This window comes from Deltaproteobacteria bacterium, assembly GCA_019912665.1.
In the GTDB taxonomy this organism is placed as follows: Bacteria; Desulfobacterota; GWC2-55-46; order GWC2-55-46; family GWC2-55-46; genus UBA5799.
Genome location: JAIOIE010000006.1, coordinates 147,437 through 168,092 on the forward strand (window position 1 = coordinate 147,437; position 20,656 = coordinate 168,092).

A 20,656-nucleotide genomic window follows, 5' to 3' on the forward strand; every position below is an offset into this window, starting at 1 on the left:
ATTGATTTTGCCTTGACATGGAATCACAATATGTTACTATTGTATTGCTAGTACATTATTTGTGAATAGTCAGGGCAAATGGCGCGACTCCTCAGAAAACAGGCGACGGCAGCTTATATGAGAAAACCACTTGTCCTCGTTGTGGACGACGACGAATTTATCACGGGTACGCTTGAAATACTCTTGAGGGAAGCCTATGAGGTCATAAAGGCGAGGACCGGCCCGGAGGCCTTATTGCTGGCGCGTTCAAGGCCGGTAGAGATAGTGCTCCTTGACCTTAAGCTCCCCGGCATGGACGGGCTTGAAACGCTCGGGCGCTTGAAGGAGCTCGACGGCTCCATCGAGGTCGTAATGCTCTCCGCCCTCGACAGCGCCGAGCAGGCGGTATCCTCCCTGAGGAAAGGGGCGTACGATTACATAACAAAGCCCTTTGACGGAGACGAGCTCCTTGCCACACTTTCGAGGCTCTCCGAAGGCCTTAAGCTCAAGAGCGAAATTGAGTTCCTGAAGGAGGAGCTTAACGAACGGACCGGACTCAGGTACTTAAACGGCGAGATGATAAGCAAGTCGCCTGCGATGCGGAAGGTCTTCGGGCTCATGCAGGCGGTAAGCCGGACCTCATCAGGGGTGCTTATAACGGGTGAGAGCGGCACAGGGAAGGAGCTTGTCGCCAGGGCCATCCATTTTATGAGCGACAGGAGGGAGAAGCCCTTCGTGGCCGTGAATTGCGGGGCCGTCCCTTCGGAACTGATGGAAAGCGAGCTCTTCGGGCACGAGAGGGGCGCTTTCACCGGAGCGCACCAGAGAAAGATAGGGAAGTTCGAGCACGCCGACACAGGCACGCTCTTCCTTGACGAAGTATCCACCCTTCCCATGCACCTCCAGATAAAGCTCCTCCGGGTGCTGCAGGAGAGGTCCTTCGAAAGGGTCGGCTCAAATTCCTCCATCAAGGTGGACATAAGGGTGATCGCGGCATCGAACGCGCGCCTTGAGGACGAGGTCGCGGCGGGCCGCTTCAGGGAGGACCTCTTCTACAGGCTCAAGGTCGTGCCCGTAGAGCTTCCGCCCCTCAGGGAAAGGAAGGAGGACGTGCCCTTGCTGGTAGAGCATTTCCTCGAAAAGCTCTCAAAGAAGTGCGTAAAAAGGATAGAGGGCGTCCATCCCGAGGTCATAAGGGCGTTCATGGATTATTCCTGGCCCGGAAATATAAGGGAGCTTGAAAACCTGATGGAAAGGCTCGTGGTGCTCGCCCCGGAAAGGGGCCTGATCAGGGCCGACGACCTGCCGATAGGCATGCTCACACTTCCGGAAGAGGCCGTTCCAGGAAAGGAAATGCCGGATTTCAAGGAGGCGGTCAAGGCCTTCGAGAGGCATTACATAAAAGGCGCTCTGGACAAGGCCAACTGGAACAGGGCTGAAACCGCAAGGGCGCTGAAGATACACAGGAATACGCTCCTCCTTAAGATGCGGGAGCTCGGCATAAAGGGGCCAGGGGGTGCCGGTCGGGTTTGAAGAGAGGGTAGGGCTATCAGGCCGCCTTGTCCTCTTCATAAAGCTTTCTCTCGCAGTCGGGGCAGAGGCTGTGTGTGAATTCGGCGGCGGAGCGGTCTTCTATGTATTTTTCTATCCTCATCCAGTAGCCCCTGTCGTCCCTTATTCTCTTGCAGTTCGCGCATATAGGGATGAGGCCGCTAAGGGTCTTTATGCGGGAGAGCGCGTCCCTCAGCTCGTTCTCCGTCTTCTTCCGTTCCGTAATGTCCTGGACCGTGCCCCTTACGGCGACAGGCTTTCCGTTCCTGTACTCCGTCCTGCCGATGGCCTGGACGTATTTCAGGGCGCCTTTGACCTCGACCCTGAAGTCGAACTCGTACCCGCCGCCCCTTTCAAGGGAATCCTGGATGGCGTTCTTGAGCGCCTCCCGGTCTTCCCGATGGACCATCTTCATGAACTCCTCCATGTTCATGGGCTGCCCTTCCCTGAGCCCGAAAATCCTGTACGCCTCGCTTGAGCCGCACATCTGGTCCTTTTCCGGGTCCCATATCCAATTTCCGAGGCGTGCTATCCGCTGTGCCTCATCGAGCATCCTTTCGCCCAGCTTCCTTGCGGTTATGTCCTGGTTTACCGTGACCGCCCCCAGAATACGGCCCCTTTCGTCCGTAAGGGGCACAGCCGAGTTCATTATGAAGCGGCGCACCCCGTTGAAGCCCTCTATCTCTACTTCTTCGTTTAATGAGGTCTCGCCCTTTTCAATGGCCCTCGCGCCAGCCCACTCATGGGGAGCTATCGGTTTTCCTGTTTCCGCCCACCAGGCCTTGTATTCGCCGTATTCCTCGATGCCGACGCGCCTCACGCCGCCCCATATCCTCTGTCCCTCGTCGTTTCCCTCCACAATGTTGCCGCTACAATCCAAGATCCACACGCCCACGGGAAGTAAGGCGAGCACCTTACTTAGTAGCCCCCTTTCCCTGAGTACGGCCTGCTCGGCCCTCCTCCTCTCGGTTATGTCCCTCCATGAGACTATCGCGCCAAGGAGCTTGCCTGCATTATCAAAGACCGGGCCAGCGTTGGCCAGTACGTATGTCTCGCTCCCGTCCGGCTTCCGGAGCGTGAACTCCCGGTCGCTTATGACCCGGCCCTCCCGGAGCGCGATGTAAAGCGGGTTTTCATCATCCCTGAGCTTTCTTCCGTCCGGATGGTAGACAGGGCATTTGCCGGCAAGGTCCTTCAGCTTAAGCCCCTCGATGCTTTCCGGGCCGTTACCCGACATGCGGAGCGCTTCCCTGCTTGCCATCCTTACCGTCTCGTCAGGCGCTGAAACGATGATTATGCCCTCGGGTATGTACTTCATAAGGGCCTCTATCGTGGCGGGGTTTTCTTCGAGATTGCGTCTTCGCTCGGCCTCTTTTTTTTCCAGTTCCCTTATTCGTTTTCTGAGGCTTTCCAATTCTCCCATTATTCCGTGGCGGTCGGCTTGGTCCATAAGCGCGCTCCTTTACCGGTCTTTGACGATATGCGCGTTATGCGGAGTGCCATATATTGGAGTGTCCAGATCCTATTTTCAGTATAACAGAAGGAACAGGAGCGCCTGGAATGCGGTCCGGGCGCTTATATTGTAAATTGAAAAACCGGTCCTTTTGTGTTATGAAACGTATGTTTCCTATTAATAACAAAAAAGTCTCAACGGAGCGGTTTAATGGCAGGGCATTCAAAGTGGGCCAACATCAAACACAAGAAGGCCAAATCCGACGCTAAGAAGGGCAAGGTCTTTACGAAACTGGTGAAGGAGATAATGGTCGCGGCCAAGAGCGGGAGCGACCCCGGGGGGAACCCCAGGCTCCGCCTCGCCGTCGAGAAGGCCAAGGCCGAGAACCTCCCGGCCGACAATATCGAGAGGGCCATAAAGAAAGGCGCTGGCGAGCTCGAAAACGTGGTCTACGAGGAGGGCGCATACGAGGGCTATGGGCCTGGCGGGGTCGCCGTTATCGTGAACTTCATGACCGACAACAGGAACAGGACCGCCTCGGAGGTGAGGCACGCCTTTTCGCGCTTCGGCGGAAGCCTCGGCCAGAGCGGCTCGGTCGCTTACATGTTCGAGAAAAAGGGCGTCTTCACCTTTGACATGGGCTCGATAACGGAAGAAAGGCTCATGGAGGCCGCGCTCGAGGCCGGGGCCGAGGACGTAGCAGCTAACCAGGACGACAGGGTCTTCGAGGTATATACCGAGCCCACGGACTACGCCAGGGTCAAATCGGCCTTCGACCAGGCCGGGGTCCGCTATGCCCATTCAGACATAGCAATGGTCCCGAAGACGACCGTAAGCGTCGAGGGTAAAACCGCCAGGCAGGTGCTGAGCCTACTTGAGGAGCTCGAGGACCTGGACGACGTCCAGTCAGTGTACGCGAACTTCGATATTTCGCCCGAGGAGATGTCGAGCATAGCCTCCTAAAATAATCTATCTGGACGGCCGCGAGTTCGCGCGGTATCCGGGTGTGATTCTAACAGGTTGCGGAAAAACGTAAAATTCGCTCAGGCTGCTCAAAAAGCTCCAGATGCGAGCGACTAAGACAACGAAGCAGATGGGCTTTTTCAGCAGCCTACAAAGGTGAAAACGATGGTGCTGGGAATAGACCCCGGAAGCGTCTCTACAGGCTACGGCATAGTGGAGAGGAAGGGCAATGCGCTGGTGCGCGTCTGCCACGGGGATATCTCTCCCGGAGCCGGGCTTCCGCTTTCCTCCCGACTCCTCTGCATATCAAAGAGGCTCAGGGAGATAATAGAGGAGTTCAGGCCAGAAGCCGTCTCGCTCGAATCGGTCTTTTACGCGAAGAACGCCAGGAGCGCCATAATACTCGGGCAGGCGAGGGGGGCTCTGCTAGTCACCGTCGCGGAATTCGGAATACCCGTATACGAGTATTCTCCTTCCTCGGTCAAGCAGGCTGTAACAGGGAACGGCAGGGCCGCCAAGGAAGACGTGCAGAAGATGGTAGGTCTCCTGCTGAAAGCCGGGCTGATAGAAGGCAAGAAGGACGCAACCGACGCGCTCGCCCTTGCCATCTGCCACCTTAACAGCCATTCTTCCGGACTCCGCATAAAGGGGGAGGCCGCGCTCCTTTCCACCAGGCGCACGATATGATAGCCAGCATAAAGGGGCGCATAATACACAAGACTACGGAATCGGTGGTCATCGAGACTGGCGGGGTGGGCTACGAGGTCTTCATCCCGCTTTCCACGTTCTATACCCTTCCTCTTGACGGAGAAATTGTAAGCCTCCGGGTCCATACCCATTTGAGGGAGGACGCCATACAGCTATACGGCTTTCTGACTCAAGAGGAGAAGGAGGTCTTCCAGCTCCTCATAAGCGTTTCGGGCGTGGGTCCGAAGCTTGCCCGGAATATCCTTTCAGGGGTCGCGGTAGGAGACCTCATACAGGCCATAAGCTCGTCAGACAAGGCGCGGCTCGGCTCAATCCCGGGTATAGGCGCAAAATCGTCCGAGAGGCTCATCCTGGAGCTGAAGGACAAAATAGGCTCAATATCCTTCAGGGGTGCGCCTCAGGAAGAGCCCGCTTCCGGCAGGGACCCGCTCGTAAGCGACGTTGTCTCGGCACTTGAGAACCTCGGCTACAGGAGCGTGCCCGCGGAGGAGGCGGCCAAGAAGGCGGCCCGGTCACTCGGGGACGAGCCTGCCTTTGAAGAGGTCCTGAAGGAATCGCTCCGGCTCATTTCGAAGACAAGGACATGAACGCATGGAAGACGAGCGCGAAATAACGCCCGCGAAGCTTAAAGAGGACGAGTTCGAGGCAACCCTCCGGCCCAAGCTCCTCGACGACTTCATAGGGCAGGAGAAGCTCAAGGAAAACTTGAAGGTCTTTATCCAGGCCGCCAAGGGCAGGGGAGAGGCGCTCGACCACGTCCTCTTCTACGGCCCTCCGGGGCTCGGGAAGACCACAATGGCCATGATAATAGCCAACGAACTCGGGAGCCAGATAAAGGCCTCCTCAGGCCCGGTCATAGACAAGGCCGGCGACCTGGCGGCAATGCTCACGAATATCGAGGACCGCGACGTCTTCTTCATAGACGAGATACACAGGCTTACCCCGGCCGTGGAAGAGATACTCTATCCGGCAATGGAGGACTATCATATTGACATACTAATCGGGCAGGGGCCTTCGGCAAGGTCGGTAAAGATAGAGCTTCCGAAGTTCACCCTCATTGGCGCGACGACAAGGGCCGGGCTCCTTACCTCGCCTTTGCGGGACAGGTTCGGGGTGATGCTGAGGTTCGACTTCTATGCGGCCGATGAGCTTAAGACCATAGTCACGCGCTCAGCCTCCATACTCGATGTAGAGATCACGCCCGACGGCGCCGAGGAGATCGCAGGGAGGTCTAGGGGCACTCCGAGGGTAGCTAACCGGCTCTTGCGGAGGGTGAGGGACTTCGCCCAGGTCAAGGCAAAGGGCGTGATAACAAGGGATGTCGCGGCCGGCGCCCTTTCCATGCTCGAGATAGACTCAAAAGGGTTCGACAAGATGGACAGGAGGATGCTCCTCACCATAATAGACAAGTTCGGCGGAGGGCCGGTGGGCATAGAGGCACTTGCCTCGGCGCTCCACGAGGAGAAGGACGCCATAGAGGACCTCCACGAGCCCTACCTCCTGCAGGAGGGGTATCTCAACAGGACCCCCAGGGGCAGGGTCGCTACGGAGCTTGCGTACGCGCACCTGGGCCGGCCCTGCAGAAAGACGGCGAGCGCAGGGAAGCAGGAAGGGCTTTTTTGATCCAGTCCCCCCAACCTCCAAATTAATGTCACGAATGAAAGAGGTCATATCCATAAAGGACCTCCCGGCCGTATCGGCCCCCGGCAGGAACACTCCCGTTTTGGCGCACATCTGCTGCGGCCCCTGCTCGATCATGCCGCTTAAATCTCTCCTTGATGGAAAGGCCGAGGTCTCCGGCTTCTTCCATAACCCGAATATCCACCCGTTATCGGAGTTCAGGAAAAGGCTCGCCGCCGCAAGGGAGCTTGCCCGACACCTCTCGCTTAACGTCATATTTGACGAGGAATACAGGCCCTCGGCATTCCTTAAGGGCTTGAAGGAGCACGCGGGCCCCGGTTTCCCGAAAACGGGAAAGAGATGCGAACATTGCTACTATCTCAGGCTTGAGGCTACCGCACGGGCCGCCAGCCACCTCGGGTTTCCGGTCTTCACCTCGTCTCTTCTATACAGCAGGTACCAGGACCACGATGCCATAAGGAGCGCAGGCATTGAATTAGCCGGAAAGTACGGCATACTCTTCCTTTATGAGGATTTCAGGCCTCTGTGGCAGGAAGGCATCGACGCCTCCAAGGCCCTCGGACTCTATAGGCAGAAATATTGCGGCTGCATATACAGCAAAATGGAAAGGTACTCGAAGAAGTCAAAAAAATAATGAGGGGCCGCTTCGAATAGAAATCCCCTCCGGGGCCGGTTAACGATGCAGAAGACTGTCGAGGTCTCATCAAATATGGCCGTTGCCGAGCAGGCCGTGGAGATAGTCGAGAGAAAGGGGACCGGGCATCCGGACTCCATCTGCGACGCTGTCATGGAAAGGATCTCGGTGGCTTTGAGCCGCGAGTACATGGAAAGGTTCGGCGCCGTCCTCCATCATAATATCGACAAGGGCCTCCTCGTAGCCGGGCAGGTGGAGAAGGGCTTCGGGGGAGGTAAGGTCCTGAAGCCGATGGAGCTCATCGTAGGCGACAGGGCATCTTTCGGGACTGACGAGTCTCGCGTCCCGGTCGAGGATATAGTAAAGCGGACAGTCCGTTCCTGGGTCACTGAGAACCTCCCGCACGTGGACCCTGACGAGCACCTTAAGGTCAGGGTCGTACTGCAACCGGGCTCCGAGGAGCTTGCGGGCATTTTCGAGAGGCGCGGCAGGGTTAGGGTCGCGAACGACACCTCTGCGGCGGCAGGCTATGCCCCGCTCACTCCCACCGAGCGCGCGGTCCTGGCTACCGAACGCTTTATAAATTCCGAGGCCTTCAAGCTCCGCTTCCCGGAAGCAGGCTCGGATGTGAAGGTGATGGGCGTAAGGACAGGGAGCGAGCTCGGCTTGACGGTCGCCTGCCCGCTTTTCGCGGGTCTTATACAGAGCGAGTCCGCCTACTTTAAAAAGAAAAAAGAGATGCACACCGCAATCAAGGACTTCCTCTCGGGCTTTCCGTTTTCTGATATTGCTCTCAATCTCAATTCTCTCGACATGAAAGGGCAGGGCACCAGGGGCGTGTACCTCACGCTTCTCGGCACGTCCGCCGAGGACGCGGACTCGGGCCAGGTTGGAAGGGGAAACCGCGTAAACGGCGTTATCTCTCTAAACCGCCCGATGGGCACCGAGGCGGCAGCAGGGAAAAACCCGGTGAGCCACGTGGGGAAAATATATTCGATAATGTCGCACATAATGGCATCCGAGATATACGGGCGCGTCAAGGGCGTGAAGGAGGTCTCTGTCTGGCTCCTGAGCGAGATCGGGAGGCCCATAGACGAGCCCAAGCAGGTCTTTGTGCAGGTCATACCAGAGGGCAGGGCCGGCAGGGACCATTACGAGAAGGGAGTAAGGAAGATAATCGACGAGTTCCTTTTACGGATTTCTTCGTTTACAGAAGAGCTCGCAAGGGGCGAGCACCCCGTATGCTGAAGAGGCCAGAAAGGAGGTCTGCGCCAGATGAACCGGAACAATAACCATAAGGCAAGGCATAAAAAGCTCCTCCTCGACAGGAAGCGCAAGGTGTGGAACGACCTGAGGGAGGAGATATTCAGGAAATTCGGAAAGGACTACAGCGACCAGTTCGACATACCGCACGACCTCGAGGAGATGTCGGTCCTGGACCTTGTCGAAGACCTCGGCCTTTCGGTCTCGGACTTGAGGAGGCAGGAACTGGAGAGCATGGAGGTGGCCCTTCGGAAACTGGACGAGGGCACATACGGCACATGCAGCCGGTGCGGGGCCGAGATCGGCGAGGAGAGGCTCAAGGCCATGCCATACGCCGAGCACTGTTTGAGGTGCCAGACCGAGCTCGAAGAGCTGTCCGGAGGCAAGAAACCCACTATCTGAAGCCCCGCTTTTTGGGTTCCTGCCAGGGAGCCGTTCCTGATATAATGTCCGTGTATGGGTTTCCGTCCGGGCTACATAAGGCTTTACGAGACCGGCGAGCTTTTTACCCGCATAAGGGAGCTCAAGGCCATGCTCTCCCCGTGCAGGGTGTGCCCTTTAGAGTGCGGCGCGGCTCGCCTTGAGGGGAAGGCCGGCGTCTGCCGTACCGGCTCGTTTCCGCGAGTTTCCGCCGCAATCTCGCATTTCGGCGAGGAACCGCCGCTTGTAGGCAGCTACGGGAGCGGCACGATCTTCCTTTCGTACTGCAATCTTAAGTGCGTATTCTGCCAGAACCATGAGATAAGCCGTTCCGGAGACGGGAGGGAAGTGACACCCGAGGGTCTCGCTTCGATGATGCTCCGCCTCCAGAGAGAGGGCTGCCATAACATAAACTTCGTTACGCCCACGCACCAGGCCCCGCAGATAGCCGAAAGCCTTCCCCTTGCCATAGAGAACGGTCTTGATGTGCCGCTCGTCTACAACTCAGGCGGCTACGACTCGCTCGAAACGCTAAAACTCCTTGAAGGCATATTCGACATATATATGCCGGATATCAAATACGGCTCTGACCGGAGCGGTCTCGAGCTTTCAGGCATCCACGGATATTTCTCGAAGGCCAGGGAGGCGGTAAGGGAGATGCACAGGCAGGTCGGAAATCTCGAGACCGGGCCGGACAATATCGCCCGCCGGGGCCTCATCGTAAGGCACCTCGTCCTCCCGGACGGCCTTGCTGGTACCGAGGAGGTAATGCGCTTCCTGGCTGAAGATATATCTACAGACACCTATGTCAACATCATGGACCAGTACAGGCCCGTATACAGGGCTTTTGAGGACCCGCGCCTCTCAAGAAGGGCTACTGTTGTGGAGCTTGAGCAGGCAATCGAGACTGCGCGTAAAAAGGGGCTCAGCCGCATAGAGGGACGTTGCTGAAGGCTCAAGTCATTCTGGGCGGAGCCAAAGTGTGACAGTGCAGCCAATATTGCTTTCGGTTCGTAAATATCGGAGGGGCACGTGGCGGAGCGCCGGATCTCGGCCGGGGGTGTGATATTCAGGAAAAAAGGCGGGCTGGTCGAGGTCGCGCTTATTTCCGTCCGCGGCGGCAAGGTCTGGGGGCTTCCCAAAGGCACGGCGGAAAAAGGCGAGAACCTCGCGAGGACCGCGCACAGGGAGGTCAGGGAAGAGACCGGCCTTGACGGCAGGATAATCGAGAAGATCGGGCATATAGAGTATTTCTTCACCATGAAAGAGGGCGGGGAGACCAGGAGGATATTCAAGATAGTATATTTTTTCCTCATGGAGTATACGTCAGGGAGGGTCGAGGACCACGACGAGGAGGTCGACGAGTGCAGGTGGGTCCCCATAGGCGAAGCTGCCGGCATGATGAGGTTTAAGGACGAGAAGGATATCATTAGGAAAGCAAGGGAGATGATAGAGATGCTCCTTTCGAGCGAGGGCGCCTGAAGGGGCGCTTCACCGCCGTGCCTACCCATCAAAATACGATTCCACGCCTCTTTTCGCTCTTGTCATTTGTGCTGTTTTAGGTTATTTTAACTTTTCTTCGGATAGCCGGAGAAAGCTCGCTTTTCGGCCCCTGTGCGGAAAAACCCCTTTGAAAAACACGGGTTTCCGAAGGGAGCCGTCAGGTCCTCGCAAGGGAAAATGTCCAACAATATGCCGCTCCTAAAAAATGTCGAGGTAAGGAGGGTGAAAGAGAGCAGGCTCACCCCTGGTATCCTCGAAAACCCGGTCTTCGGCACCGTTTTTTCCGACCACATGCTCTCGATGGACTTTAGAGACGGCATGTGGGGCCCCCCGGCTGTCGTGCCCTTCGGCAATATCGAGGTCTCGCCTGCCCTTACTACCCTCCACTACGGGCAGGCCATTTTCGAGGGGCTAAAGGCCTTCCGCGCCCCGAACGGCTCCATAAACATATTCAGGCCCGAGAAATACCACGAGAGGATGCTCCGCTCCTCGAAGAGGCTCTGCATACCCCCGGTCTCTTATCAGGACTTCCTCGCGGGCCTCCACGCGCTTATCAGGACCGACAGGGGGTGGGTCCCGCCGAAAAGGGGCTGCGCCCTCTACATAAGGCCCTTCATATTCGCTACAGACAACTACCTAGGCGTGAAGGTATCGGACACATACAAGTTCCTCATCATAACCTCGCCTGTGGGCGCGTACTATAAAGAGGGGATAAACCCGGTAAGGCTCACGACGCCCGGAGAGTATGTCCGGGCCGTGAGGGGCGGCCTCGGCGAGGCCAAGACCCCGGCGAACTACGCGGCAAGCCTTTTGCCTGCCGAGGAGGCCAAGAAAAAGGGTTTTACGCAGGTATTGTGGCTCGATGCCGTCGAGAAGAAATACATAGAAGAAGTCGGCACAATGAACATGTTCTTCCTTCTCGAAGACGAGCTCGTGACACCCGCACTCGGCGGCTCGGTCCTCGCGGGCGTGACCCGCGACTCGGTCATGACGATCGCGCGGGACTGGGGCCTGAAGGTGTCCGAGCGGAAGATCTCAATAGACGAGGTCTTTGCCGCCTCTGAAAAGGGGAGCCTTAAGGAGGCCTTCGGAACGGGCACGGCCGCTGTCATATCCCCGGTCGGAGAGATACACCACCAGGGCGCGTCCATCACCATAAATCGCGGCGAAACCGGCCCGCTCGCGAAGAGGGTCTACGACCATATAACAGGCCTCCAGTACGGAGAGATAGAGGACAAGCGCGGGTGGATATACTCCATCCCGGCGGAATAGGGAAATGAGGATAACCGAAGAAGTAGTAAAGGAACACGGGCTCGCCCCGGACGAGTACCAGAGGATAGTGGCCTCCCTCGGGAGGGAGCCGAACCTCCTCGAACTCGGCATATTCTCGGTCATGTGGAGCGAGCATTGCTCCTACAAGTCGTCGAGGAAGCACCTCCGGGGCTTCCCGACAAAGGGCGAGTTCGTGCTACAGGGCCCGGGCGAGAACGCGGGGATAGTGGACATAGGCGACGGGCTCGCCGTGGCCTTCAAGATGGAGAGCCATAACCACCCTTCTTTCATAGAGCCTTACCAGGGCGCGGCGACCGGGGTCGGCGGCATCTTGAGGGACATATTCACAATGGGCGCAAGGCCCGTTGCCTCTTTAAACCTCCTTCGCTTCGGCGCCCCGGATAACCCGAGGACCAGGTTTCTTGTCGACGGGGTCGTCTCCGGCATAGCCGGGTACGGGAACTGTATCGGCGTCCCGACGGTCGGCGGAGAGGTGAGCTTCAACCCCTCGTATAACGGCAACTGCCTCGTGAACGTAATGACCGCCGGGGTCGTGAAGAAGGACCGGATATTCAGGGGCAAGGCCTCAGGGGCAGGTAACCCTGTCATGTACGTGGGGAGCAAAACCGGCCGCGACGGCATACACGGCGCGACAATGGCCTCTGACGTCTTCGGAGAGGGCGGCGAGGAGAGGAGGCCCACGGTCCAGGTCGGCGACCCGTTCGCCGAGAAGCTACTTCTTGAGGCCTGCCTCGAGCTGTTCAGGACGGATTACGTAGTCGGCATCCAGGACATGGGCGCGGCAGGGCTCACTTCGTCCAGCGTCGAGATGGCGTCCAGGGGAGGGGTCGGAATAGAGCTCGACATGGACAGGGTCCCCAGGCGCGAAGAGGGCATGACCCCGTACGAGATAATGCTCTCCGAGTCGCAGGAGAGGATGCTCATGGTCGTCCGGAAAGGCGTCGAGGACGAGGTAAAGAAGATCTTCAGCAAATGGGACCTCGACTGCGAGGTCATAGGCAGGGTCTTCGAAGGGAACGAAATAAGGATACTCGAAGGCGGGAAGGCCGTTGCCGAGATACCTGTCCCGCTTCTTACCGACGACGCCCCGGTTTATGACAGGCCCTCGAAGAAACCGGCATGGCAGGACGAGCTTAATTCGTTCGATGCATCGTCAATCCCGGAGCCGGGCGATTATAATGCCATACTTTTTAAGCTCCTTTCATCGCTCAATATAACGAGCAAGCAGTGGATATACCGCCAGTTCGATCACATGGTGAGGACGGATACGGTCGTCCTGCCCGGGTCTGATTCTGCCGTAGTAAGGATTAAGGGGACGGACAAGGCCCTGGCCCTGACGGTCGACTGCAATTCCCGGTACTGCTACCTTGACCCGAGGGCAGGAGGGAGGCTCGCCGTAACCGAGGCCGCCCGTAACCTCGTCTCAAGCGGCGCGCAGCCCATGGCCCTTACCGACTGCCTGAACTTCGGGAACCCCGAGAGGCCCGAAGTCATGTGGCAGATAAAGGAAGCCATAGAGGGCATAAAAGAGGCGTGCCTCGCGCTCGGCATACCTGTAGTAAGCGGGAACGTAAGCCTCTATAACGAGACCTCTGGGGTATCCGTGCATCCCACCCCGGCCATAGGCATGGTGGGGCTTATCGAAAAGGCCGCCTGCCACACGAGGCAGTGGTTCCTTGCTGACGGCGGCCTCATAGCGCTACTCGGCAATGAGGGGCCGGGCCTCGGCGGAAGCGAATACCTCTACGCTATCCACGGCATGGAGAAAGGGGCGCCGCCGGAGCTGGACCTTGCCCTTGAGAAGGCGGTCCATGAGGCTTGTTTGAAGGGCATCAGGGCTGGTATAATATCCTCCGCGCACGACGTTTCGGACGGCGGGCTGGCCGTGGCACTGGCCGAGGCCTGCCTTAACCCGGACGGCGCGGTCGGCGCGGAGGTCGAGACAGGCGCCGGGGGCCTCAGGGCCGACGACGCGCTATTCGGCGAGTCCCAGTCGAGGATAGTCATAAGCCTCGCGGAGGACGACCTTAATGAAATGAAGGCCATTGCGGAAAAGGCCGGGGCCCCGTTCAAGGTGATAGGCAGGGTCGGCGGGACGTCCCTCAAAATAGGAAGATTCATCGATATAGGCCTGGACAGGGTCAGGGACGCCTGGTCCGGCGCGTTTGAAAAATTCATGGATTCCAAGTAAGGTTCAGGTTTCTCGATGGGCCCTTTCAGAAAAGACAGGTTCAATGACGAGTGCGGGGTCTTCGGCATCTACGGCCACCCTGAGGCCGCCAACCTCGCATATCTCGGGCTTTATTCGCTCCAGCACAGGGGACAGGAGAGCTCCGGCATAGCCTCGACCGACGGCGAGCGGATATATTCGCACAAGGGCATGGGCCTCGTGGCCGACGTCTTTACCAGCGAGGACATCGAGCGCCTCCACGGCAGCGCGGCCATAGGGCACGTCCGGTACTCGACAACCGGAGAGTCCCATATAAGGAACGCGCAGCCCTTTGTGGTCGAGTATTCGAGGGGCGGAATAGCGGTCGCCCACAACGGCAACATCGTAAACGCGCAGATACTCAGGGCCGAGTTCGAGGCCTACGGCTCGATCTTCCAGTCATCGATGGACACCGAGATAATCGTCCATCTACTGGCCTCGAGCAAGGAGAACTCGCTCGTAGACAGGATTACCGCCTCGCTCCGGAGGGTGCTAGGCTCGTACTCGCTCCTTTTCCTCACGGAAAAAGTCATGATAGCGGCCAGGGACCCGCACGGCTTCCGGCCCCTTTCGCTCGGGAGGCTCAAGGGCGCGTGGGTCGTGGCATCCGAGACCTGCGCCTTCGACCTCATAGAGGCCGAGTATGTCCGGGAAATAGAACCCGGCGAAATAGTCGTGATCGATGGCAGCGGCATAGCATCATATAAGCCTTTCCCGGCGGTCAAGTATACCCCTTGCGTCTTCGAGTTCATCTATTTCGCCAGGCCCGACTCCAGGATATTCGGGGCCAACGTGCACGCCGTGAGGAAAAAACTCGGCGCCAGGCTCGCAATGGAGCATCCGGTAGAGGCCGACGTGGTCGTCCCGGTTCCGGATTCCGGCGTCCCGGCGGCAATAGGGTATGCGGAGGCTTCGGGCATCCCTTTTGACAAGGGCATCGTGAGGAACCATTACGTGGGCCGCACCTTCATAGAGCCCAAGGACTCGATACGCCACTTCGGGGTGAAGATAAAGCTCAACGCAATAAGCGACATAATAAGCGGCAAGAGGGTGGTCGTCATAGACGACTCGATCGTCCGCGGCACCACGAGCAGGAAGATAATAAAGATGATAAGGGCCGCAGGCGCGAAAGAGGTCCACATGAGGATAAGCTCGCCGCCGACCATATGCCCCTGCTACTACGGCATAGACACGCCTAGGAGGGAAGAGCTCATCGCCGCGGTCCAGGGCGTGGAGGAGATAAACCGATATATAACGTCCGATACCCTGGGATACCTTAGCGTCGAGGGCCTGTACCAGGCCGTACGCGAGGCGGGCGGAAGCTTCTGCGACGCATGCTTCACAGGCAGATACCCGGTTGACGTCCTGAGCGCCCAGGCGCCGCAGCTTGCGCTCTTCAAGTGACCGCTTTAGACTGGCGTTTGGTTTTTTTCCATTTGGAAAGGGAGATCTTTTTTTGTTTGACGCCCTCGATAGAGGACGGAAATAGGAAGGAGGCAGGAGAGAGATGAAGAAATTCAGGAATCTCGCCGTTACACTTGTTCTGGCCCTTATGATGGCAGGCTCCGGCGCATTGGCACAGGACCCCATGAACATGAAAGATGATGACCTCGGCATCGACGACCATCTGCGGCACGAAAAACCGGCGGAGAAGGTCGTCACGAAAGAGGACGTAGAGCCCCTTATCGAGATGGTGTACGTAAAAGGCGGCTGCTTCGAGATGGGTGACTTCGTCGGGAACGGCGATGAGGACGAGAGGCCTGTCCACGAGGTCTGCGTAGACGATTATTACCTGGCGGAGACCGAGGTGACCCAGCAGCTCTTCGAGCTGGTGATGGGGTTTTCGCCGATAAAAAAATACAACATGCTCATGGCCGTTGACCCTCAGGCCCCTGTCGTCTACGTCAGCTTTTCGGCAGTGCAGGAATTTATAAAGAAGCTCAATGACCTGGTCGGCGGCTATTACCGCCTCCCGACCGAGGCGGAGTGGGAGTATGCCGCGAGGGAGCGCGGAAAGAAGATGGTCTGGTCAGGGACCGAGAACGAGGCGGAACTCGGCGACTACGCCCTCTTCAGCGATAACAGCGACAAGATAGGCCCGGTCAAGTCCAAGAAACCCAACGCGCTCGGGCTCTACGGCATGTCCGGTAACGCGACCGAGTGGACCGAAGACTACTTCGATTTCGATTACTACCAGGTGAGCCCCAGTAAAGACGTCTACGGACCGGAGCACGGGCTCTGGCGCGTGGCGAGGGGAGGCTCCTATATGGATGCGCCCTATAAGCTCCGTACGACCTACAGGTACGGCCTCGAGCACAGTAGCAGGCTCATAAACCTCGGCGTCAGGCTAGCGGAATAGGCGGAGGGATGCTTACGCTTACGCGAATCGTCAATACGGGAATAACCATGCCTGGGGGCAGGGCCCTTTTAACGGGCCTTTTCCTCCTGGCCTTGACCCTCCTTTTCCAGGGATGCGCAAAGGGGCCGGCCCCTGAGCCGCCCTACCACAAGGTCCTGGACCGCTGGTCCGGAGGCGTCAGGGTGCACGAGATGCTCGAAGCCAGGCTCTACCTGAACGCCACCTATAAAAGCGAGGGGTTCAGGAGGGCTTATATAAGGAAGTACAGCGAAAGCTACGCGCTCGGCCCGGAGCGCGAGGAGGCGCTCCTCACCCGGGAGCTTGAACAGGCCGAAAAGTATAATGAGATCTTTTTTACCGCATATACCCCGGATGCGGCCCTGAACGACTTCGACCGAAAGGATTCGGTCTGGCAGGTCTATCTCGAGGACGGGAGCGGCAACCGGACCAGGCCCATTTCCATTTCCAGGGTCGAGGGCACCGAGGCTTTCATAAGGGAGTTCTTCCCCTATTTCGACCTCTGGAGCAGGGCTTACCTAGTGCAATTCCCGAAGTTTTCCGAGGAAGGCACGGAGCTGCCCGGCCCAGATGGCGTTTTGAAGCTCGTGGTGACCGGTGTTATGGGCAGGGGCGAGATAGGCTGGCGGACGGGGGAATAGCGGCCGTCAGTTAACGAAACGGGTTTTTAAAGCCCTCTTCCTTCCGGAGATAACCATTATTTCCCTCGCGTCGTATCGCATTTAATTTCAACAATTCTTATGGTTTTCGCCGCTTATTTCTGTCCTCAAACGGCATGCGGCAGCCTTTTTCTTCTTGCAACAACCGCTTTATTGTGCTAAATATCTTCGATTAACTACGCACGCGGATCTCTAAGACCGGCGGTGCCCGTCCAGGGTTCCGGTCCCATGCGCCGCGGAGGAAAAAAACCAAAATGGAGGAGAATCGCAAATGGCTTATCTTTCAATGAAGCAGCTTCTTGAATCCGGCGTCCACTTCGGGCACCAGACCAAGAGATGGAACCCCAAGATGAAAACTTACATCTACGGGGCCAGGAACGGCATCTACATCATCGACCTTCAGCAGACCGTCAAGCTCTTCAAGGAAGCATACGACTACATCAGGAACACCGCGTCCAAGGGCGGCAGGGTCCTCTTTGTCGGCACCAAGAAGCAGGCCCAGAACGCGATACAGGAAGAAGCCGCAAGGGCCGGGATGGGGTTCATAAACAACAGGTGGATAGGCGGGTTCCTCACCAACTTCGCCACCGTCAAGAAGTCGATAAACAGATTGAAGGAGCTCGACACCCTCGAGACCAACCCGGACTTCGCCTCGGCCACGAAAAAGGAGCTCCTCCTCCTCAGAAGGGAGAGGGAAAGGCTCGAGAAATACCTGGGCGGCGTTAAGAACCTCGACAAGGTCCCCGACGTCCTTTTCATAATCGACTCCAAGAAGGAGTCCATCGCCATAAAAGAGGCCAACCGGCTGGGCATCAAGGTCGTTGCCATTGTGGACACGAACTGCGACCCGGACGAGGTCGACTACGTAATACCCGGGAATGACGACGCCATAAGGGCCATAAAGCTCTTCTCGGCATCCATGGCGGACGCTTGCCTCGAAGGCAAGGCCGCATACGAGGAAGCGCTCCAGGCAAAGGCCGACAAGAAGGCTGTAAAGGCCGAAGCGGGGGCTGAGGCGCCTCTGCCGGCCCCCGGGGCCGGAGCGGCCGCCGAGGGAACGGCCCAGGGCTGAACCGGATAGAATAATATCAGGGGGTTTTTCGGATAATGGAGATTTCCGCGGGAGCAGTAAAGGAATTGAGGGAAAAGACCGGGGCCGGTTTCATGGACTGCAAGAAGGCCCTTGCCGAGACCAAGGGAGACGTGGCGGCCGCGGTCGAGTTTCTCCGCAAGAAGGGCCTCGCCGCAGCCGAGAAGAAGGCGGCCAGGGCCGCGACAGAGGGCATAATAGGGAGCTATATTCACGGCGGAGGCAAGGTGGGGGTACTCGTGGAGGTTAACTGCGAAACCGATTTCGTAGCCAAGACGGACGGCTTCAGCGCCCTGGTCCGCGAGATCGCGCTCCATATAGCGGCTATGAGCCCGTTATACGTGAACAGGAAGGAAGTCCCGGCCGAGGTCATAGAGGGCGAAAGGCGGATATACGAGGCCCAGGCAAAGGAATCCGGCAAGCCCGACCATGTGGTAGCCAAAATGGTGGACGGGAAGATAGAAAAGTTCCTGAAGGAGACCTGCCTTCTTGAGCAGCCTTTCGTGAAGGAGCCCGAGAAGACGATCGAGCAGGTCATTATCGAGAACATAGCGAAGCTCGGCGAGAACATCTCGATAAGAAGGTTCGCCAGGTTCAAGGTCGGCGAGGGGCTCGAGAAGAAACAGTCCGATTTCGCCGCCGAGGTGGCGGCCGCGCAGAAGTAATGACCGAGAGCGGGAGGGTCCCGGCCCCCCGCTCTTTTTTGCATATCTCACCTTCAGGCCGACGGCCTACCCGTGCGTGACATGCCAGAATACAAATACAGCAGAATACTTTTGAAGCTCTCGGGCGAGGCCCTCATGGGCAGCAAGGAGTTCGGGGTAGATACATCCGTCATAAACTCCATAGCCCAGGAGATTAAGGATGTGCATAATCTCGGGATCCAGGTGGCGGTGGTCATCGGGGGCGGCAATATCTTCAGGGGAGTGTCCGCGAGCGCCAAAGGCATGGACAGGGCGACAGCCGACTATGTCGGCATGCTCGCCACAGTCATAAACTCCCTCATGCTCCAGGATGCGCTTGAGAAGAACGGCGTCTTCACCCGCGTCATATCGGCCATAGAGATGAAAGAGCTCGCCGAGCCCTACATACGGAGGCGCGCGGTGCGCCACCTTGAAAAGGGCAGGGTCATAATCTTCGCTGCCGGCACGGGAAACCCTTACTTTACGACCGACACGGCTGCTTCGCTCCGGGCCATGGAGATACACGCGGACGTTATCCTCAAGGGGACGAAGGTGGACGGCGTCTACGACAAGGACCCGATGAAGGAGACGGACGCGGTCAAATACGATACCCTCAAGTTCATAGATGTACTCAAGGACGGCTTGAAGGTCATGGACTCGACGGCCATTTCCCTCTGCATGGACAATAGCCTGCCGATAATCGTCTTCAGCATAAAGGAGTCCGGGAATCTCGTAAAGATAGTGAAGGGCGAGCGGATCGGCACCCTCGTTTCCTGAAGAGGGCCCGGAGCTCTGCCGTGCCGCTCACGCGGAAAAAGATGCGTAATCCCGATTGAACGGAGCAGGAGATGAAGGAAGAGATATTTTCCGATTTAAGGAAACGGACGGACAAGGCCCTCGAGGCGCTCACGCACGAGCTCGGAGGGCTCCGCACCGGGCGCGCCTCGCTTGCGATACTCGACCATGTGAAGGTCGATTATTACGGCACGCCCACGCCGATAAAGCAGATAGCGACCCTCTCTGTCCCCGAGAGCAGGACCATAACCATTCAGCCGTGGGATATCTCGCAGCTGCACGCGATAGAGAAGGCCATAATGACCTCTGACCTAGGGCTTACGCCTTCGAGCGACGGCAAGCTCATAAGGATAAATATCCCCCCTCTTACGGAGGAGAGGAGGAAGGACCTCGTAAAGCTCGCAAGGAAGTACGCCGAGGAGTGCAAGATAGCCGTGCGGAACGTGAGGAGGGACGCCAACGAAGGCCTCAAAAAGCTGGAGAAGGACAAGGCCATCTCGGAAGACGACCTTAAGAAGCTCCAGAAGGAAGTGCAGGACGTGACCGACAGGCAGATACACAGGATAGACGAGATGGTCGTCCAGAAAGAGGCCGAGATAATGGAGGTATAGCCATCCTCCCGCCGGCAGGCTTTTCGACCCCACTTGAAAGAAGGCTTCGCATTTCCCGATGAGCGATATTTCCAGGGACAATCTCCCCAGGCACATAGCCGTGATCATGGACGGCAACGGAAGGTGGGCGCGTAAGAGGCTCCTCAACAGGATAAACGGCCACCGGAAGGGCGTGGAGGCCGCCAGGGAGACGGTCCGCCACTGCAGGGAGATGGGCGTCGGTTACCTTACCCTGTACACCTTCTCGAAGGAGAACTGGAACAGGCCCGCCCGCGAAGTCCAGATGCTCATGAAGTTCCTCGAAACCCACTTGAAGGGCGAGAAGAAGAGCCTCATGGAGAACAATATCCGTTTCAGGGCCATAGGCTGCATCGAGGACCTCCCGGCCGGGGTTAGGGCGGTGATATCCGACCTGGAGGAGAATACGAAAAAGAATACCGGCATGGGCCTCCAGCTCGCCTTGAGCTACAGCGGACGGGAAGAGATAACCCGGGCCGCAAGGAACATAGCAAGGCAGGTCTCCGAGGGAAGGCTCATGCCCTCGGAGATAACCGACGAGACTGTCCAGTCGAACCTGTATACGGCAGGCATCCCTGACCCTGACCTCCTCATAAGGACGAGCGGCGAGATGAGGATATCCAACTTCCTCCTCTGGCAGCTCGCGTACACCGAGATATACATTTCAGACGTGCTCTGGCCCGATTTCACGAAAGAGCACCTGGAGGCCGCAATAAGGAATTACCAGAAGCGGGAGCGCAGGTTCGGCCTGGTGAAGGAAAAGGAAGTTGGCGCGGCCGCCAGAAGGTAGCCAGGCGCGATTTTCT

The 20,656-nt window shown here is 57.7% G+C and carries 21 protein-coding genes; 20 read left to right on the top strand and 1 reads right to left on the bottom strand.

Annotation, left to right across the window (positions count from 1 at the left end):
• The first annotated feature begins 117 nt into the window (after window positions 1-117).
• Entirely contained in the window at window positions 118-1,512 is a 1,395-nt protein-coding gene (locus tag K8I01_00760) for a sigma-54 dependent transcriptional regulator (protein MBZ0218952.1), read from the top strand.
• A 16-nt stretch (window positions 1,513-1,528) separates the two neighbouring features.
• On the opposite strand, the gene K8I01_00765 is transcribed toward K8I01_00760, so the two are convergent.
• Window positions 1,529-2,980: a PAS domain S-box protein gene (locus K8I01_00765; protein ID MBZ0218953.1), complete on the bottom strand. Its 1,452-nt coding sequence runs from the start codon at window positions 2,978-2,980 to the stop codon at window positions 1,529-1,531.
• 213 nt (window positions 2,981-3,193) lie between these two features.
• Between K8I01_00765 and K8I01_00770 the strand changes: the two genes are divergently transcribed.
• The 19 genes from K8I01_00770 to K8I01_00860 all read left to right on the top strand — a co-directional run bounded on the left by K8I01_00770 (window position 3,194) and on the right by K8I01_00860 (window position 20,640).
• Window positions 3,194-3,946 (top strand): YebC/PmpR family DNA-binding transcriptional regulator, encoded by a 753-nt coding sequence (locus K8I01_00770; GenBank protein ID MBZ0218954.1) that lies wholly within the window; start codon window positions 3,194-3,196, stop codon window positions 3,944-3,946.
• A gap of 165 nt (window positions 3,947-4,111) precedes the next feature.
• Window positions 4,112-4,633 carry a crossover junction endodeoxyribonuclease RuvC gene (gene ruvC / locus K8I01_00775; GenBank protein ID MBZ0218955.1) on the top strand — a complete coding sequence of 174 codons (522 nt, stop codon included), beginning with the start codon at window positions 4,112-4,114 and terminating at the stop codon, window positions 4,631-4,633.
• Entirely contained in the window at window positions 4,630-5,241 is a 612-nt protein-coding gene (gene ruvA / locus K8I01_00780; GenBank protein ID MBZ0218956.1) for a Holliday junction branch migration protein RuvA, read from the top strand. The genes ruvC and ruvA overlap by 4 nt, the downstream gene beginning before the upstream one ends.
• 4 nt (window positions 5,242-5,245) lie before the next feature.
• On the top strand, window positions 5,246-6,277 hold the full coding sequence (gene ruvB, locus K8I01_00785; GenBank protein ID MBZ0218957.1) for a Holliday junction branch migration DNA helicase RuvB: 1,032 nt from the start codon (window positions 5,246-5,248) through the stop codon (window positions 6,275-6,277).
• 34 nt (window positions 6,278-6,311) lie between these two features.
• The gene (locus K8I01_00790) at window positions 6,312-6,929 is read left to right on the top strand and encodes an epoxyqueuosine reductase QueH (protein MBZ0218958.1); all 618 of its coding nucleotides are present in this window, start codon (window positions 6,312-6,314) and stop codon (window positions 6,927-6,929) included.
• 45 nt (window positions 6,930-6,974) lie between these two features.
• A complete protein-coding gene (locus K8I01_00795) occupies window positions 6,975-8,177 on the top strand; it encodes a methionine adenosyltransferase (protein ID MBZ0218959.1) in 1,203 nt (400 codons plus the stop codon).
• Window positions 8,178-8,204: 27 nt separating this feature from the next.
• Complete coding sequence (locus tag K8I01_00800; protein MBZ0218960.1) at window positions 8,205-8,594, top strand: TraR/DksA family transcriptional regulator; 390 nt, start codon at window positions 8,205-8,207, stop codon at window positions 8,592-8,594.
• A gap of 54 nt (window positions 8,595-8,648) precedes the next feature.
• On the top strand, window positions 8,649-9,563 hold the full coding sequence (locus K8I01_00805) for a radical SAM protein (GenBank protein MBZ0218961.1): 915 nt from the start codon (window positions 8,649-8,651) through the stop codon (window positions 9,561-9,563).
• A gap of 81 nt (window positions 9,564-9,644) precedes the next feature.
• A complete protein-coding gene (locus K8I01_00810; protein ID MBZ0218962.1) occupies window positions 9,645-10,094 on the top strand; it encodes an NUDIX hydrolase in 450 nt (149 codons plus the stop codon).
• 198 nt (window positions 10,095-10,292) lie between these two features.
• The gene (locus tag K8I01_00815) at window positions 10,293-11,387 is read left to right on the top strand and encodes a branched-chain amino acid aminotransferase (protein ID MBZ0218963.1); all 1,095 of its coding nucleotides are present in this window, start codon (window positions 10,293-10,295) and stop codon (window positions 11,385-11,387) included.
• Window positions 11,388-11,391: 4 nt separating this feature from the next.
• Entirely contained in the window at window positions 11,392-13,599 is a 2,208-nt protein-coding gene (gene purL / locus K8I01_00820; GenBank protein MBZ0218964.1) for a phosphoribosylformylglycinamidine synthase subunit PurL, read from the top strand.
• Between the two features lie 15 nt (window positions 13,600-13,614).
• Window positions 13,615-15,021, top strand: coding sequence for an amidophosphoribosyltransferase (gene purF / locus K8I01_00825; protein MBZ0218965.1), 1,407 nt, complete (start codon window positions 13,615-13,617; stop codon window positions 15,019-15,021).
• 103 nt (window positions 15,022-15,124) lie between these two features.
• Window positions 15,125-15,976 carry a formylglycine-generating enzyme family protein gene (locus K8I01_00830; protein ID MBZ0218966.1) on the top strand — a complete coding sequence of 284 codons (852 nt, stop codon included), beginning with the start codon at window positions 15,125-15,127 and terminating at the stop codon, window positions 15,974-15,976.
• 8 nt (window positions 15,977-15,984) lie between these two features.
• Window positions 15,985-16,635, top strand: a complete 651-nt coding sequence (locus K8I01_00835) for a hypothetical protein (protein MBZ0218967.1) — start codon at window positions 15,985-15,987, stop codon at window positions 16,633-16,635.
• Window positions 16,636-16,924: 289 nt separating this feature from the next.
• Window positions 16,925-17,725 carry a 30S ribosomal protein S2 gene (gene rpsB / locus K8I01_00840; GenBank protein MBZ0218968.1) on the top strand — a complete coding sequence of 267 codons (801 nt, stop codon included), beginning with the start codon at window positions 16,925-16,927 and terminating at the stop codon, window positions 17,723-17,725.
• A 35-nt stretch (window positions 17,726-17,760) separates the two neighbouring features.
• The gene (gene tsf / locus K8I01_00845; GenBank protein MBZ0218969.1) at window positions 17,761-18,408 is read left to right on the top strand and encodes a translation elongation factor Ts; all 648 of its coding nucleotides are present in this window, start codon (window positions 17,761-17,763) and stop codon (window positions 18,406-18,408) included.
• Between the two features lie 81 nt (window positions 18,409-18,489).
• Window positions 18,490-19,203 (top strand): UMP kinase, encoded by a 714-nt coding sequence (gene pyrH / locus K8I01_00850; protein MBZ0218970.1) that lies wholly within the window; start codon window positions 18,490-18,492, stop codon window positions 19,201-19,203.
• A 71-nt stretch (window positions 19,204-19,274) separates the two neighbouring features.
• A complete protein-coding gene (gene frr, locus K8I01_00855) occupies window positions 19,275-19,832 on the top strand; it encodes a ribosome recycling factor (GenBank protein ID MBZ0218971.1) in 558 nt (185 codons plus the stop codon).
• 58 nt (window positions 19,833-19,890) lie between these two features.
• A complete protein-coding gene (locus K8I01_00860; protein ID MBZ0218972.1) occupies window positions 19,891-20,640 on the top strand; it encodes an isoprenyl transferase in 750 nt (249 codons plus the stop codon).
• Window positions 20,641-20,656 lie beyond the last annotated feature (16 nt).